Consider the following 17118-nt stretch of genomic DNA (forward strand, 5'->3'; position numbering starts at 1 on the left):
ATGAGAGGAATTTATTCATTCGAATTTGGAAAACTAACACCTCGCCAAGTCAGCTAAGCTCTCAGAAAATGTTCCCATCGGAGTGAAATTTGTGGAGCAGAGTCAGCATCTTCAATCAGGTCATCAACCTGACGTTGCTTGAACACTGTCTCTCTTTCATCGCAAATAGAGGCTGCATTTCTAAAGCCAGCGACAGATCGAATTGAGAGATCACATTCGGTCTCTCTCAGTGATTTCAGTGTGATCTCAGCTTAAGGAGCAGACTGAGTTCCACCACGAGAACCTTGCCTTTCGGCTGAACCACCTTCTGATGAGTTCCGACGACCACTGCCCAGTTCACTGAAGAAGTGTTCCAGCTCGGCACGATCCAGACGGCCATCTTTGTTTGTGTCGATCGCGTCGAAGTTTGCCTGAAGTCGCTCAGAGGCTTCTTCCTTTTTCAAGTGGCCATCCTTGTCAGTATCGTGCTCTTCCAACAGGCGTGTCACACGTTCTGCTGGAGTTCCACCAGGGCCACCTGCTCCACCGCGACCGCCACCTGCACCCCGGCCACCTGCTCCACCCCGGCCACCTGGCCCGCCTGTTTGTTGGCTGGCTGCTTCTTCATCCAGCTTTTTGATGAACTGGGCGATTTCGTCTTTGGTGGCGGTGCCATCAGAATTGGCATCCAGTCGTTTGACCAGTGGCTGAAAGCGATCACCGACCTCATCAACAGTCAGTTGACCATCACCGTTTTTATCGAGGGCTTTCAATTGGGCCATCAGTTCCTGACCCGGCGTCCGATCTTCGCTCTGTGTGGCGGGTTGGCCGTAACCTTCGGTGGTGGGAGCGGGATCCAGCAGCACAAAATGAGCCAGCCCCGCCTGGTCAGCATCAATGCTGTAGAACAGTAACCGATCCTGATAACTGAGCAGTTGCATCTTTGAAAGCTGCGGAGCCAGTTCTTCAAAGGCAATGGCCCAGCTGTTGGTGGCAGGATCAAACACTTCAATCGAAGTCGCCCCTGCGAAGTGACCATCGACCTGAGAGAATCCTCCCGAGAGATACAGCTTGCCACCAGCGACAGCCACTTGGCCGAAGACACGTGAGCTTTGAGGTGATGGGATTTCACTCCAGGTTTTTGTCTCAAAGTCAAAGGCATACGACTTCTCGGCTACCTTTTTTTTCTCACCCAGACCGCCAATGGCATAGAACTTGTTGCCCAGAACGGCTCCCGCGAATGAGCGACGAGCCGAAGGAACAGCCGCTTCGGGAATCACTTCGATTCCCTGTTCATCCTGAGTGTTCCAGGACCAGGTCTCTTTGGCCAATTCCCGACCAGCGCTTCCGCCAAAGATCCACGCATTTTTTTGGAAGGTGACCAGTTGAAACATGGAGCGAGGGGCTGGCAGATGTTGAATGTTGTCATTCCACGATTTGCTTCGCAGACGATACTGCTGAATGACATCTGTGGGGCCGAACTTTTCTTCTCCAGGAGCGAGTCCGCCAACCACAGAGATCATCGGGTCAATGCGGGTTCCGCCAACAAACGCTCCGCCGCTCTGATTGGCGTGGGGCATGGGAGCCAAGGCTTCGACCTTGCGACCGACCAGATCAAAAGCAAAGGCTTCGTTGGAAAAGTTGTCGTTTTTGAAGTCATGCGGAGCAGTGCTCTTATTGCCTCCAAAGGCATATAAGGTCGTTCCACTGATGACTAATGACTGGCTATGCCGGGCGTTGCCGCCAAATTCGACATCCCACGCGGTGGATTTGAATGGACTTGGCTCTGTGACCTTCACCGATTCCACATTCGACAGATACGTCCGTCCGCCCACACCACCCAGCACGACGATTTCCCCTTCGGGGCCAATCACGAGTCGATGAAACATGCGGGAAGTGAAGAGTCGCTCCAGCGGTTGCCAGTCTTGGCCATCGGCTGCCAACTGGAAAACTGTGCCTGAACCACCAGAGAAGTACAACTTGCCATTGGCACCAAAGGCCGAGATCGCAAATCCGCTGAAATCGCCGGCGGCAGACAGATCCGGGCCAGGTGTCCATTGATCCTTGGCAGGGTCGTAGACATGCACTTCCTTGGTGACCTGATTACTGCTTTTCATGCCGCCCAGCACATAGAGCTTGTGGTCGTGGGCCGCTGCTGCCAGAGCACGGGTTTGAAATGGCGGGGCAGCAATGGTTTTCCAGCTTCCCTGCTCATCGGCAAGATCGAAGACCAGTGCCTCTTTGTGCCAGGGAACATCCATGAGACTTTCCCCCTGGAGATTCCACCCACCCACAACATAAAGCTTGCCATCGACCACAGCAGCATCTAACGACGAACGTGGCTCAGGAAGTGATGGCAACTCTTTCCACGTCCCTGTTTTCGGATCAAAGCTGGCGAAGAGATCCAGTGAATGATAGTTCGTCGTTTCTCCATTTCGATTATTGAAGCTCAGGCCACCCACCCGATAGATCTTGCCGTTCCACGAGACCAGCCCCGGACTTTGCGAAGGTTGCAAAGTGGTCAGTTCTTCCCAGCCATTGGAGGGTTGGGATAGATCCAGTCGGGAAAAATGAGGAGAGAGCGAGTCGAGAGAGTTCCCTCCGATCCGTCCCATATTTCCGCCAATGATATAAAGGTGCTTATCCAGAACCGCCGCCCCAAAGCTGGAAACAGCTTCCGGCATCGGCGGGTAAACACTGTGCGGGGAACCAGTGTGTGGTGAGGCGGGTTCGGCAGCACCAGCAAAGGCCGGAGCCAATAAAAACAGGCTCATTACGAGCGCTCGGAGACCAGTCATAAGACAGAAGTTCCAGTCAGAGAGTAACGAACTGGTGTCAGGCCAACGCATAACATCGCCCAGAGACTACAGACATTGAGATTCAGTTTCAACATTCGCGAGGTGAATGCGAATAACTTCAAGGCCACACATTCTTCTTCCAGCCTCCAGCCTGGGGCGACATCTTCCAGAGATTCAGAATCGCAAGGCGTCAATTGAATTTTTCAACGCCGGTATTCGGCGCCGAGAAGCCCGGCTGCCATGGCTAAGCAACTGACTTTCTCGATTTGACGAATTGAAGAGACCACAGGGAGCTAATGGCTCCGACCGACCAAAATAAGGCCAATGATCCAAATGATCGATAGAACGTAAGCACGGCTTGTCGTCCATGCACGTTGTCAGGCATGAACAATTCGGCAACTCCGATAGCAGTGATGCTCAAGCTGATGCAGACCATCGAGATCCAAAAGAAAACAATCGCCCCCCGCCTCGCTGGAAGGTGGGTGGCCAATACGGTGATGAGTGTTGAGTCCACTGAATATCTCATGACCTTTCTTCGATTGCCGTCGAGGTGACAAGATTTGAACAAAAACTTTCTTACAGGCAATTAACCTCAGCGGCAACCTCCCGCTCACGCAGATGAGGTCTGTCATACCCGTCAACGAATTTCCAGGCACAATCACGGCCATTCTCAGCAAGTTTGTAAGGGTCTTGAAAGACCGCCAGTAATTCATTCCAGTCTTGCTGACTCTCCGGGTCACTGGCTTTCCGGTGATCCAATTAAATTTAAGGTGATAGAAATGGCGATTTCTGTGAAAGATCGTGTGGCGTTAGTGACAGGGGCCAATCGGGGCATTGGCAAAGTCATTGTGGAAACCCTTTTGGCAAAAGGCGCCCGCAAGGTTTATGCCGGGGTGAGGAAGATCGAAGCGGCCAACGAACTGGTCAAGAAATATTCCGGGCAAGTCGTTCCTCTCGTCATTGATCTGAACGATCGGGAGACCATCGTAGCAGCGGCTGCCAAAGCGACAGATGTCGAGATTGTCGTCAACAACGCCGGAATCGCACTCGTCTCTTCAACCATGAGTGAAGATGCGATCGAATCACTCAAAACACAGATGCAAGTCAATGTCTACGGCCTCATCGAGATGGCTCATGCCTTTGCGCCGATCCTCAAAGCCAATGGTGGCGGTGCCTTCGCTCAGTTGAACTCCGTGGTCTCACTGAAGTCATTTCCGGCTGTCGCAGCCTACTCCGCTTCCAAGGCAGCCTCCTATTCCATTACCCAGGCATTGCGCGAAGAACTGGCCGGTCAGGGAACGGCTGTGGTCAGTGTGCATCCCGGCCCGATTGCCACGGACATGGCCGTGGACGCGGGACTGATTGAAATCGCCGAGCCTCCCACGCTGGTGGCTGATGCGCTGATCCACGCCTTGGAAAACGGAGAATTTCACGTCTTCCCTGACTCAATGGCTCGAAATATGTGGGCGCCATATGAAGTATTTGCCCGAAATGTCATTGAGCAGACCTCGCAAGTTCATTGATCCTCACCACCTCCGAATGCTGTCGTTTATACACAAGTTTTCTTAAGTCGTAGATCGTAGTGGCACGTAGTACCTTGCGGTCGTCACCTCAATATCTGGCTATTCTGTGTGCCACTGCTGGCTTGCCCAGCAGTGGCACACAGCACTGTGAATTCACGGCATTGATACTAACTATAAATAGTAAGGTAAGCTCACGCCCAAGATCATTTGATTTCTCCCCTACCTCCTCCGAATTCCTTCGCGATCTTCTTTTCTTCGCGGTAAAAACTCTTTGCTTCACCGCTAAGTCGCGAAGAACGCGAAGGGGTCATCCCGTTGCACGGGTTTTTCCCCCAGGCCGGAACTGCCGTGGTCGATCTGGCCATCATTCCTTGATGGCGTAAATCCCGTGACACTGTTCAAGGAAATGACAAAACTTGTGGATAAAGGACAGCTTTTGAATGGCAGAACGCATGAGACGCGGAAGTCTTGTCAGTGAAACTGAAAAAGCTTCCGCGTCAGTGCCACTTGTAAACGCCGCCATCGTGATGGAAACTCACGGGCATGAACCAAAACCAGCCACCATTTCCGCTTTATCCCTGGCATCTTCGCAGTCATGCGACGTCGCTTCAGGGCCAGCGTGTGACTGTGATGGGTTTAGGAACACTCGGCGGTGCGACACAAGCCGTCCGTTTTTTGGCCAACGCAGGGGCCTTGGTCACTGTCACTGATGTAAAGTCAGCGGCTCAGTTGGGATCCAGCCTTCAGGAATTAAGCGACCTGCCCATTCATCGTTATGCGCTGGGCGGTCATGATCTGGATGATTTTTTAGAGACGGATTTGATCGTTGCAAATCCCGCTGTCCGTTTTGATCACCCCTTGTTGCAGCAGGCTCAGGCGGCGGGGGTATCTGTCACGACAGAAGTGCAACTCTTTCTGGAACGCTGCCCTGCTCCCGTGGTGGCTGTCACTGGCAGCAATGGGAAGTCGACCACCACGGCGATGATCCATCAAATTTTTCAAACGGCTCACCAACAAGGGAGGTGCGGCCAATCCTGGTTGGGGGGCAATCTGGGAATCAGCCTCTTAAACCGGCTGCCGGAAATTAAGCCGGATCATATTATCGTGATGGAACTGAGCAGTTTTCAGCTTTACTGGCTTGATCGCATTCACTGGTCGCCGGCTCTTGGGATCGTGACAAACTTCTCACCCAATCATCTTGACTGGCACGAGACTCTCAGCCACTATCGAACTGCGAAACAGTCCCTTTTCCGATGGCAGACTGTGAGCGACGTTGCAGTCTTGAATGCCAATGACTCTGATGTCGCCACATGGACGACCCAGGGAAAACGTATCACGTTTGGGCTTCATCCCAGTCAAAACGCTTCAGAGTTATCCGCAGAAATTTTCAGCGAACAGACAAGTGATCCGGGCGAATGGATCACCCATTGGCGGACAGCAGATTCTCGCTGTTCTTTTCCATTGAAGAGTTGGCTGACTGTTCCAGGCAATCACAATCTCCAGAATGCCATGGGAGCCACCGCGGGCGCTCTGGCCTGTGGAGTGCCACTCGCCACAATTGAAGCAGCACTCAACACCTATCAGGCATTGCCACACCGGTTGGAGTTCGTTGGGAGTGTGGAAGGACGAGATTTCTACAATGATTCCCTCGCCACGACTCCCGAATCAGCGATTGTCGGAATGCAGGCGTTCGACCGGCCAGTCGTGATTTTGGCGGGTGGCTATGACAAAGGCGTCGATCTGTCAGTGATGTCTCGCGAGATTGCTCAACGTTGTCGCGTCGCAATTCTGATGGGGCAGACCGCAGATCAGATTGAGCAACAGATCCTCGCTTCATCCCGCAATGCTAAGAGCGTGGACGAAGCAGAATGTTCGGAAAAGTCTCAGCTGCAAAATAATACGAACCACTTCTCACTGATCCGCACAAGCAACCCGGCAGAAGCATTTTCAGCGGCTTGGAATCACTCTCAGCCCGGTGATGTCGTGCTCCTTTCACCAGGATGTGCCAGCTATGACTGGTTTCAGAATTTCCGGGATCGCGGCGAGCAGTTTCACGCGTTTGTGAAGTCACTCTCCAGCAGCACTTTGCCGTCGCCAATAACCTGAATATCAAGTCGCTTTAAGAGTCTATCCGGGAAGGCTCCCTCTCCCGCTCGCGCATTAGTCTCTACACATCTCAAAAACCCCAAAATAATAGGATAAAACACGAAGCGTAGAGGGACATCACCTGAAACCCAGCCATCCTGTCTTGCCTATTCTGTGAATCTAACGATCTCTTTGAGGACGTTTTTCTACTTTTTCAGAGGATGTTTTTTCGAGTTCAATCTTGACTCAGAGATGTGTAGAGACCAATGCGCTCGCGGGAGAGGGCTGGGGTGAGGGCCGATGAACCAGTCGTGTTTCCAAAGCCAAGACCAATCCTCTCATCCGGCCAGAGGCCACCTTCTCCCTCAGGGAGAAAGACTTATAGAGATCCCTCAACCGAAGAAGGATTTGAGCGCTTTCAGGTAGCCTTTAACTCGCTGACTCCTGCAAGGCAATGACGGTGGCCGTTGCCATCGTGCGACAGTGAGCCGCCGAAACCATCAGCGGCCCGATTTTCTGACGGGCCGCCACGAGTGCCAGTTCCCCCCTGAGAACAATCTCGTGCCGGTAGCCACCATCTTCCTGAACGAGGACTTCACGCCAACTCAGCCCCGGCCCCGCATAAGGGCCAATCGCACGCACTGTGGCGTCTTTAATTGCCCAGAACATCGTGAAGTGTTGGAGATATTCCGTCCGCTCACGGCAAGCAATAATCTCGGAAGATGAATAGATGCGATGGAGAAAACGCTCGCCGTGCCGCTCGATCAAACGACCGATACGAATGGTCTCGCACAGACTTGTGCCCATGCCAACGATCACGGTGTGCCTCAAGTCGTCAGTTTTTAAGGGGAATCAGATTCAACAGGCAAAGACACGTCATTCACTGTACCAGACGGCTCAGCAGCCGATGGAGCCGACAGAGTCGATAATGGTATTGCTGTCTTAGCCATGCCAGAACTCGATGGTTTGTTGTGGTCAAGACTCATCTCAAATGCCAGCTGATCTTCATGAGCTTTCGCCACGTAAACCGAGAGCACTCCAGCGGCCAACAGTTCACACAAGAACAACAGAGAGGCTAACGCCGGTCGCATTGTTCCTATGCGCATCATGAGGTAATTGGGGAACGAGTGCAAAAAGAAATCCGCCACAGGATTCACAGGATGAGAGGGAGATAGAAAATTCGCCATGTCATCTCCCATGGCTTCTCTTTGCTCAGTCGTCAGTTTCATATCTTGAAACAACTTCAGCGCGGGCATCGGAGGAGGCTGTCGCCAGGCTTCCCAACCAACGCCAATGCCCACCGTCAGGACTCCCAATACGGCGGCGTGAAGCCACCAAAGCCTCCCCTTTTGGGATTGTGGTGAACTTGCTGGCTCAATATTGGCTTCCAGGGCAGCGGAAGAAACCTGAGTCCGTTCAATCGCAATTTCAAACCAGCGAGAAAGCAGCACGCATGTGGCCGCAGCGATTGGCCAGAACAATCCCAGGAGCCGCCAGCGAGGAGGTGCGTTACTGGCCAGAGCCACAATCAGCAATAACGAAGCCAGGGCACTGGCCAGTGAAATCAACCAGCCTTTCCAACCGCTCGCATCGAGAGTGATTTTTGACATGCGACCCGGCTTTCAAATCTGAGGTGCGGAGGACGATCCAGAAGAAACTGATCCATCAACCACGGGATTCTCTGTTGGCGAAGTCTTCAAGTCCAATGGCTCAGAGACGCTTTCAAGCGAGCCTTCATTATGTGTTCCTGAATGATCGAGAACAGCTAAATCACAGGATGAATCGAACGGCTCCGATGATGACGATCGCTGACGTGGCGGAACAGGAATGGCCGATGTCAGCAGGCTGACAATAGCGGTAATCACCAGAACGAGTCCCAGACGTGCTGAAAGAATGGCAGAAACGGTTTCGTCAATCTGTCTCCAGTTCAATGCCAGAACCGTAGCGAGAACTGGCAGAATCAACAGCATCATTCGCATGTGATTGACACGTAACAACCAACTGAAGCCAGCCACACACCACCAGACAGGTAAGGAGAAAATTGCGATAGTGAGCGCCGCTTGCCAGCCAAAAATGACGCCGCAAATCCCCAGTGAAAAAATCCAGCCAGAACGCAGGCACGAAACCGTATGCGGCAATCGACCAGAGACAATTAATGCTCCATAAAATCCACCGACCAGCCAACCTCCCAGGCCGCATCCAACGGCATAAAATCGATCATCCCAAGTGAAACCCTCGGCGGACAACAGAAATCCTGACTGTGGATAAACTCCGGGAAAGAGAAAGGCAAAACCAAACAACACCGCCAGCACGAAGGAGATGAAACCCTGAGGAATTCGCCGCCCATCAAATCCCATCAGGCAAACAGCCAACAGCAGATATAAGCCAAGTAGCTGAAAGCCATAGATGAATAAAAGATCGGGAGATTTTGCTTCCCAGACCATCCAGGAAATACCCGTCAGATAATCGGGAGTGCGAACAGGAAGCGACTTTCCCCCAGTCACCACCATGGCGAAAAGCAGAAGCACGAATTGCAGTGCTACCGCAAGTTCAACCAGCGGATACCGAACAGGAATAGCCCATTGGCAATTACGGCAACGCCCTTTCAGCTTGATCCAGCCGAAAATCGGCACATTATCCGTAGAGCGAATTGGCGTTCCACAATGGGGACAGGCCGATGAACTCCGCCAGAGGGAACGTCCCAGTGGAACGCGATAAACAATCACGTTCAGAAAGCTGCCCAATGAACTGCCCAGCATGATAAACCATGCCACGGTCAGCACCGTCATGATCTGAACGGTGCCCTGCTCTTCACTGGCAAGACAGAAAATCGCTTCAATGATTGACAAGCCGGGCATGCACACTTCCGCAGTGAGTCTTCCGGAAGAGGTGCAGGAATTCGTCAGACAACATCGAAGGATGCAGATGACGCCGGAGTGACTACGATAAGCAGGATGCCGCTGGATTCGTGAGAAATCAACGCTTCAGTGTTAATGACTCTCGCTTCCATTTGTCCACCATCAGCCATTGACTGCGAACAATCACTCATCGAATTACAGAAAGCGACGCAGCGTTGCCGTGTTGGTCGGCCATTCGGCGAAGAGATCCACACCTGTCGGCGAGTACCCCCGGCATAACTCCGCGATTTCTTCCCGAGCCGCAAAATAAGCGTCAATGATATTTGGATCCCATTGAACGCCAGAACCACGCCGGAAAATCTCTTCAAGCCGTTCCAGTGGCATTCCCTTCCGGTAAGGACGGTCGCTGCACATCGCATCGTAACTGTCCGCCACCGCGATAATTCGGGCCATCAGAGGAATTTCCTCCCCATGGAGACAGTCGGGATATCCTTTCCCGTTGAAAGACTCGTGATGGCTGCGAACCCCCGGCAAAATATGCTGCAGGTTTTTGAGCTGCTTAAGAATGCGATAGCCAATCATCGGATGTTGCTGGATTTCCCGGAATTCATCGGGGGTCAATTGATCGGGCTTACGAAGAATCCGATCGTCCACACCAATTTTGCCAATGTCATGCAGCATGCTCGCCAGGTAAATATCTTCCTGATCATCGATGGGAAGACAGAGTTCCTGGGCCAAACGCCGGGAAATCAACGCCACACGTTCGCTATGACCACGTGTGTAAGGATCTTTCGCGTCTAAAGTCTGAACCAGCGATCGAACAAAACTGATCACCAGCATTTGATGCTCACGATACAGCTCGATATTTCGCAAATGCGTTCCGAGAATCGTCCCGATTGAATTCAGAAGGCTGGCTTCAACAGAGCCATATTCTTTGTCACCGGCCAGATTGCAACTAACAATCCACCCTCTCCGGAACGGCGGCTCACCAATTGGCACCAGGATAAAGTTATCGATCCCCGGAAAATCGGCTCCCAGGAGCGTCTTGGCCAAATGGTTCTTGACGATAGGACGAGACCAGTCATGGTCTTCAAACCGCGAGGTCAGGCGGGCGAGTTGAAACTCGTCTAAAGGGAGATCCCCTTCGACCGAGAAATGATGCCGGTCATAATCCAGTTGCATCCAGATCGCATTGCCCGCTGCGGGGATCAATGAGTGCAATCGTGACAGACAGTGGTTAGCCAATTCTAAAGGCGACCGCGACAACTGAAGCCGTTGAGTGAGACTGTGAAGCAGACTGATTTCTTCAAAGGTATATTCAATTTGCGAAGAGAGCTGGAGGACTTCGTTCTCCAATCGCTGCTCGACTCTGCGGTTGGTTAATTGAGCCGCCGTCAGCGAGGCAAGTCGTTCTAATGTGGCCCGGGGAATGACCGGGATCGAACGATAAAACAGCATGAGATCAGACAAGTTCCAGCCGGCTTCCGTTGCCGCTAGGACCCATTCTGCGGGAATACTTCCTTCTGACTCTCGGGCCAGTGCTCCAACCCCGGCTGTTGCCCCCAGGGAAGTGGCTAAAGTAAAGCCTAGCAGGCAGACCCCATTGCCATAATTCACCACGGCAGATGAGTTTGAATGATAAATCTGGTCACACAAATGGGCGGGTAAACTAAACCATGACGGGATATTTTGCCCTGTCACTTGCACCTGATGTGAAGGAACCCACACAAAAGACGGAAGTCCCATCGCTGCTGTCGCCTCGGCCAGAATTTCCCGGCAAGAGACTTCCATGGGAGTTGATATTGTGCCCGGGAAATAGAGATCTTCTCCCGCGATATCGTTCCGCACGAGAGTTTCGGTTCCGGGTTCGACTGTAATACTGGCCATCGACTTTACTTTCCTATGTGGCGACTTCAGGAAGTCTGCATGGGAAAGTTAGTTCGCAACTCAGCGAATGTGGCGATGGTTAACTGAATGTGTGCAAAAGATTGGTGTTGTTTCTTGGTCAAACAACGGAATCCGACACTGTGAGATCGTCTGAGACTTCATGTCATCACTCCGTGCTCATCAACATCATTCGTTTCACAGAGTCAGAATGTTGCCGCAAGAGATTAACAGATAGGGGATTACACTTGCTTACTCACACAATTGACCGCCACATCATCAACATCAGATCGGGTGAGGTTACATGTTTTGAATGGCTTATGTCATTTATGTCAAATTTGACAGCCTCGGGGGCCAATTCCGGAGGACTTTGATTGCTAATAGCCGGAATTGTGCTAACGAATCTAGAATCAAGATGGTTGCGCGCTCCCGATTCATAAATGAGCGGCTTGCTATTTCCAGCTTCTTACCTCGCAGAATGTAGGGATTAGGCCGATCAAATTGTCTGTGCCTTTCACATCACCTGCGTCTTATCGTCGAGATGTCGAGAGGCTTCCAAGGTGTTCCTGCTGAAACTGACGAAACGGAATGCTTCGCAAAGTGCCGTTGTTGAGTTTCGATTCCCAGTGATGAATATATTCCCGATCGAGCTTCGCAAACTTGGTGGCAATCTCATGCTGTGCCCGCCAATGAATGGGCTGGCCGTCGGTGATTTCCAATTCCACTGTCAGCGGCATCAGAGATCTCGCTCGCAACTGTTCGTTAAGAGCCAGTCGTGGCGCGGGAAGCAGGGCACGCGGATAGAGCACCGAATTCAACTGCGCCGTGGAATCGGCAAATCGCAAATAGGACTCCATGAGATCTTCATGAGCAAACGGAGTTGTTTTGACTTGATAGTTCACACCATTTGATTTCATTGACAACAGACCACTCCTGGCATTCAGTTCCGTAGTGAATGCGGGTTTCAATTGAAATGACAAGCTACCGGCTGCCGTTCGCGAGGCCGCTGAATCTTGCTTCTCAAGACTGAGGACGACCTTCTGGGCTTCGGTTTCTGCCAACGAGAGGAAATGGCGAATCTCATCTTGCGTGACCTCAGTCACCAGTCCCCGTGCCAGAGAAAGAATGGAAAATCGTTTCAGCGCTGGCTCAAAAATTGTGACTTCCTGCGCTCCTTCAATAAAGTCGTAAGCCTTACCCGCGTGAAACAGCGTGAGGCTTCGAGCCACAACGGGTGCTTTGTCTGACTGATCCAGACGTATGTCACGAACGGTCGTGTAGACCCGAAGTTCCTGGCCCATGGCGGCAACATGACTGGCAAACAGCGCTGTCAATCCCATCAGCACGATGGCGACCCAATGTGCTGATGTTCTCGAGAACTCAGTCACTCGTACTTTGTGAAAGTTGATCATTCGTGTCTCGCCTGTAGTGAAGCCCGACAACGCAAGACGTTGCGGCGACATCAACCCGAAAACAAAGCCGTGATACGGCACTCGGAGATTGTGAGGCATGATAGAGGCAACCTGTGGATGGAATAGCAGGAGGGGTTGAACCAACAGCGATTGCCAGTTGAAACTTGAGTTCACCGGCAGGCCATGTTTTCCAACGTTTTTCTGAAGGGAGGCGAAAAAGAATGGGCGATAAGCAAGAATAAGACATGACAAGAGGTACTCGGAAATACGAAGTCACAGCAATCGCAATCTGGTGATCAATGTCGGCGGTTTCTGCCGGACGGGCCTTCGAGGACAGAACGCTTATGCAACTCAACGATCGAGTCGTGTTAATTACCGGTGGACGTCGACTCGGCGCTCATCTGGCTCAACTTCTGGCCAGTCGTGGTGCTCATATCGCCATGACCTGGTTTGAAAACCAGTCCCCTGTTCGCGATGCTCTCCACGCTTGCCAATTGCAAGGCGTGCGAACCCTCGATATCCAAAGCGACTTAAGGCGATTAGAAGACAACCAGCGGGTTGTGGCCGAAGTCGTCAAGACCTTTGGCCGCATCGATGTCCTGGTAAACCTGACGAGCATCTACACGAGGACACCGTGGAGCAAACTGGAGCCAACCGATTTCGATGAGATGCTCGACTCCAACCTGAGGGCACCTTATTACACCGCTGTTGAAGTCGCTCGCCAGATGCTCAGCCAGGAACCTGTTGGCGAGGGGCACGCAGGAATTCGCGGGAAGATCATCCACTTTACTGATTGGGCATTGGATCGTCCCTATCGAGATTATCTGCCGTACCTTGTTGCTAAAGGCGGTCTGGCCACTTTCACCAAAGCGCTGGCAGTGGAACTGGCCCCGTCAATCACAGTGAATGCCATCGCACCAGGAACCATTTTGCCTCCACCGGGAATTTCCGGGGAAGATCTGGAAGCCATTCGTCTAAGCGGCGCAATGAAGCGGGTTGGCTCGCCTGATGATGTCAGTCAGGCCGTACTCTATCTCCTTGAGGGGACAGACTTCGTCACCGGAGAAACACTTCGCGTTGATGGCGGACGTTTTCTTGGCCCGCCTGAGCAGAATAATCCTGACTTCTGATGACGGATTTCTTGTGGCCCAGTGCCGTGACAGTGCCGTGACACGGCACCAGACGATCATCTTCGCAATTCCAGGCATAAGAGCGGCTTCTCCATGTTAATCCCGACGATTGCGTTACCAGCTCTCCTCCGAATCAAACCCGGAGCCTTGCAACGCGTAGGGGTCTATCTGGAGCGCGCAGGATATCGGCGCGTCGTCCTGCTGATCAGTCATGGTTTACAGGAATCGTTGTTAAATAGTCTTCAACATTCGCTAGCGGCCTCTGGCATTTCGATTCTCCTTTGTGAAGAGGTCGAGATCGCATCGGGTGAGGCCGCTCTGGAGTTACTGGCAAGAATTCCAGGCGATGCCGATGCCGTTATCGGAATGGGCGGCGGCAAAGCCCTCGATTTAGCGAAGTTTGTCGCGTTTCTGGCAGGAAAGCCGTATTGCGCTGTACCAACCTCACTTTCCAATGACGGTTTCTGCAGCCCTCAATCGAGCCTGACGTTGGCAGGTAAAAGAAAATCGATGGGAGCCAGACTCCCTTATGGGGTTGTGATTGATACTCTGGTCTGCCTTCAGGCGCCACGAGCACTCTGGCTTTCTGGGGTCGGAGATCTGGCTGCCAAGCTGACCGCAGTTCATGAATGGAAGATCGCTTTTCATGCGTGCGGCGAACCTGTGAATGACTTGGCGGCCTTACTCTCAGATGCCACCGTCTACCAGTTTATTTCTCGTCCTTTGCATGATCTGGATGGGATGAAACTACTGGCGACCGCGCTCATGCTGAATGGGATTGCCATGGAAATCAGCGGCAACTCCCGCCCCGCCAGTGGCAGCGAGCATTTGATCTCTCACGCCCTCGACCAAATCTCCGTGCGTCCCCGGCTGCATGGCCTGCAAGTCGGAGTCGCGACCTATCTCATGGCACGACTCCAGAAGATCGGCGCTGAGCAGATTGCCAGACTATTTGACGAAACCGGCTTCTGGCATGAAATCCGCCGTGACCCGTTCCTGCGAAACGAATGGTTGGCTGCCATTGAGCAGGCTCCAGGCATGAAACCTCACTATTTTTCCATGCTGGCTGAAGCATCCGCCCGAGACAAATTAGCAAAACTGATCGATGACGATCAGTGGCTGGCCGGGTGTTTTATCTGACGTTGTCCCGCTTCCTGTTGCGGCAACGGCAGAAATTGAAGCCCCTGCTCTGCCCAGTGATCCAGTAGCGGGTTCAGAACTGTGGTGACACGCTGCTGTTGAGCAATCGTCTCATTGTCGTGCAAACAGATCAATGGACGCTTGGGGAGTGACCGTTGACCAAGTTCAACGATTACATCAGCTGATAGTCGAGGGTCATAATCGGGAGGAAGCGTATTCCACATCACGATCCGCTGGGCATATTCTCGTGACCAGCGAATCGTGGCCAAAGTGAGATGCCCAAAGGGAGGGCGATACCACATCAACGGCTGGCCAGTGATTTGTTCGATGATCTGCGTGGCATGCAACAGATCATCCTTCATGACTTGCCGTGGCGTTCGCCAGGCATCGAGATGACCATAAGAGTGGTTACCAACCGCGTGACCTTGAGCCACAATCTCACGAACTAATTGGGGATAACGCTCTGCCTGGTCACCACGAAGAAAAAATGTCGCAGGAATTTTCCGACGACTCAGCGCCTCCAGAATTAATGGAGTCGTGACCGGATGAGGCCCATCATCAAAGGTGAGTGCTGCTGGCCGAAACAGTGCGGGTAAGTTCAGGTCAAAGGGTTGTTTGTCATGCGACGAAACAGGCGGAAATTCCCACAGCGCGCTGTCAAAAATTGGCGCAGCGATCTTGGGCAGCACCCGACCCAGCCAATTACGAAATCGATGATTCATCCGTGAGTGACCAGCAGGAAGACAGGCTGACGACAGGACACTCTCTTCGACATGAAATATGAAACTTACTGGCCAGCGGCTAACGACTGTCCGGGAATCCGGTTCAATGTGTAATAAGCTTCCGGATGGAGCAGCGGTTCTCCGACCGCAGACTTGACTCCTTCAGCATGAAGTTCATGGACAGAGCCAGCCTGCAGATTCTCAACAATGATTTTGACCTGCTTGCCGTCTTTACTGACTTCGGCCCGCGTGATTTTCTGTGTGGCATGATCCACTTCCGGGCTACCATAGGATGATTGATAGATGAACGTGTAGCTGGTCATCTTGTAATTGTCAGGGTTGCCAGCAACAGAGGCATCGACGGGCTTGGTAAAGGTCAGCAGAAATCCGTCCGGCTGTGCTTCCATCTTCTGAATTTCAAACGGGATTTCTCCACTCCAGCGAATCCGGTCAAGAGCAAAAGGTTTAGGCCCGCGTGATCCCCAACCACGATTGGTTCCGCCCACGAACAATTCTCCCTGGGGATTGAATTGAAGTGCCAGAGAGCCAGAACCTGTCCCCGCACGGAACGGAAAGCAGGCTCCCTGATAGTGGCCATCCACCTTCTCAAGGAAACATCGCATCACCGTGCTGTGAGTCTGGTCTCCCACAAACATCTGTTCGCTGAAAGGCCCAAATTTCCCCTGAGAAAGATCACAGGCGATCCCCGAGGCAGACTGTCCCATTTTTTTATAAGGGAACAGAATAGCCGCTGGTTCGTATTCCGGAATCTTCGCGGCTTCTGTCATAAAACGGCTGCCGGAAACTGGCTCAACAGGCTTCGGCCCCATGTTGGGAGCCTTGTCGTACCATTTGTTGCCCCCGGGGTGTCCGACAAACTTGCCGGGCTGTAAATGCTTCAGAGAACACGTGCCATTCCAGGGCCCTTGATTATCTGTAAAAAACATCTCTCCGTCTGCATTCGCACCAATCCCACCGGGTGAGCGAAGGCCACTGCAAGTGGGAATCGCCACACCTTCAGGACTAATCCGCAAGCACCAGCCACGAAACTGGACTTCGCTGCTAAATGATCCCGTCAGACAAAGAGCCACCCACAGGTGCCCCTCTTTATCGAACTTGGAACCAAACGCGTATTCGTGATAATCCCCGTTGATTTGCCAGGAATCGTTCACGGTCTCGAACGTATCGGCTGTCCCGTCGCCATTCGTATCTTTGACGCGGGTTAGCTCGCCTCGTTGCGTGGCGTAGAGAGCATGATCCTTCCAGGCCAGACCGAGAACTTCATGTAATCCTTCTGCAAACCGTTTCCATTTCACATGGGTCAAATCCTTTTCACCGGTTCCTGTTGCCAACCAGATTTCGCCCCGCCGTGTCGAGACTGCCAGTTGACGATCCGGAAGAAATTCCAGTGCCCCCACTTCAAGCATAACATCCTTGGGAAGGGGAACAGCCTCCAGCGGATAGTAAGTTGATTCATCCGCAGCGAGGGAGAGAGAGCTTGGTGTGGCGATGAGTGCGACCAGAAGTAAGCTGCAAATCGTGCTTCGATAGACAGCTCTGAAAATGGCAGGGGGCAGATTCATCGGA

Annotated in this window: 12 protein-coding genes; 4 read left to right on the forward strand and 8 right to left on the reverse strand. The window is 52.5% G+C overall.

Annotated elements, in window-relative coordinates; genetic code table 11:
• Positions 1 to 251: 251 nt before the first annotated feature.
• On the reverse strand, positions 252 to 2777 hold the full coding sequence (locus SH287x_RS06695; RefSeq protein WP_479517815.1) for a Kelch repeat-containing protein: 2526 nt from the start codon (positions 2775 to 2777) through the stop codon (positions 252 to 254).
• 779 nt (positions 2778 to 3556) lie between these two features.
• On the opposite strand from SH287x_RS06695, the gene SH287x_RS06700 reads away from it, so the two are divergent.
• Positions 3557 to 4300: an SDR family oxidoreductase gene (locus tag SH287x_RS06700; RefSeq protein ID WP_479517816.1), complete on the forward strand. Its 744-nt coding sequence runs from the start codon at positions 3557 to 3559 to the stop codon at positions 4298 to 4300.
• A gap of 543 nt (positions 4301 to 4843) precedes the next feature.
• Complete coding sequence (gene murD, locus SH287x_RS06705) at positions 4844 to 6406, forward strand: UDP-N-acetylmuramoyl-L-alanine--D-glutamate ligase (protein ID WP_479517817.1); 1563 nt, start codon at positions 4844 to 4846, stop codon at positions 6404 to 6406.
• Positions 6407 to 6814: 408 nt separating this feature from the next.
• Here murD and SH287x_RS06710 read toward each other — a convergent pair whose 3' ends face one another.
• The 5 genes from SH287x_RS06710 to SH287x_RS06730 form a co-directional block, all read right to left on the reverse strand.
• Positions 6815 to 7192: a holo-ACP synthase gene (locus SH287x_RS06710; RefSeq protein ID WP_479517818.1), complete on the reverse strand. Its 378-nt coding sequence runs from the start codon at positions 7190 to 7192 to the stop codon at positions 6815 to 6817.
• 35 nt (positions 7193 to 7227) lie between these two features.
• On the reverse strand, positions 7228 to 7995 hold the full coding sequence (locus tag SH287x_RS06715) for a hypothetical protein (RefSeq protein ID WP_479517819.1): 768 nt from the start codon (positions 7993 to 7995) through the stop codon (positions 7228 to 7230).
• A 12-nt stretch (positions 7996 to 8007) separates the two neighbouring features.
• Positions 8008 to 9243, reverse strand: coding sequence for a prepilin peptidase (locus tag SH287x_RS06720; protein ID WP_479517820.1), 1236 nt, complete (start codon positions 9241 to 9243; stop codon positions 8008 to 8010).
• 195 nt (positions 9244 to 9438) lie between these two features.
• Positions 9439 to 11130, reverse strand: a complete 1692-nt coding sequence (locus tag SH287x_RS06725) for an HD-GYP domain-containing protein (RefSeq protein WP_479517821.1) — start codon at positions 11128 to 11130, stop codon at positions 9439 to 9441.
• 527 nt (positions 11131 to 11657) lie between these two features.
• Positions 11658 to 12638, reverse strand: a complete 981-nt coding sequence (locus tag SH287x_RS06730; protein ID WP_479517823.1) for a hypothetical protein — start codon at positions 12636 to 12638, stop codon at positions 11658 to 11660.
• Between the two features lie 245 nt (positions 12639 to 12883).
• Here SH287x_RS06730 and SH287x_RS06735 point away from each other — a divergent pair, with 245 nt between their 5' ends.
• Positions 12884 to 13669, forward strand: a complete 786-nt coding sequence (locus SH287x_RS06735) for an SDR family NAD(P)-dependent oxidoreductase (protein WP_479517825.1) — start codon at positions 12884 to 12886, stop codon at positions 13667 to 13669.
• Between the two features lie 93 nt (positions 13670 to 13762).
• Positions 13763 to 14809 carry an iron-containing alcohol dehydrogenase family protein gene (locus SH287x_RS06740; RefSeq protein ID WP_479517826.1) on the forward strand — a complete coding sequence of 349 codons (1047 nt, stop codon included), beginning with the start codon at positions 13763 to 13765 and terminating at the stop codon, positions 14807 to 14809.
• Here the strand turns inward: SH287x_RS06740 and SH287x_RS06745 are convergent.
• Positions 14782 to 15531 (reverse strand): polysaccharide deacetylase family protein, encoded by a 750-nt coding sequence (locus SH287x_RS06745; protein ID WP_479517827.1) that lies wholly within the window; start codon positions 15529 to 15531, stop codon positions 14782 to 14784. The genes SH287x_RS06740 and SH287x_RS06745 overlap by 28 nt on opposite strands.
• A 65-nt stretch (positions 15532 to 15596) precedes the next feature.
• Positions 15597 to 17114: a DUF7133 domain-containing protein gene (locus tag SH287x_RS06750; protein ID WP_479517828.1), complete on the reverse strand. Its 1518-nt coding sequence runs from the start codon at positions 17112 to 17114 to the stop codon at positions 15597 to 15599.
• Between the last annotated feature and the right edge of the window lie 4 nt (positions 17115 to 17118).

It is taken from the genome of Planctopirus sp. SH287 (assembly GCF_056500625.1).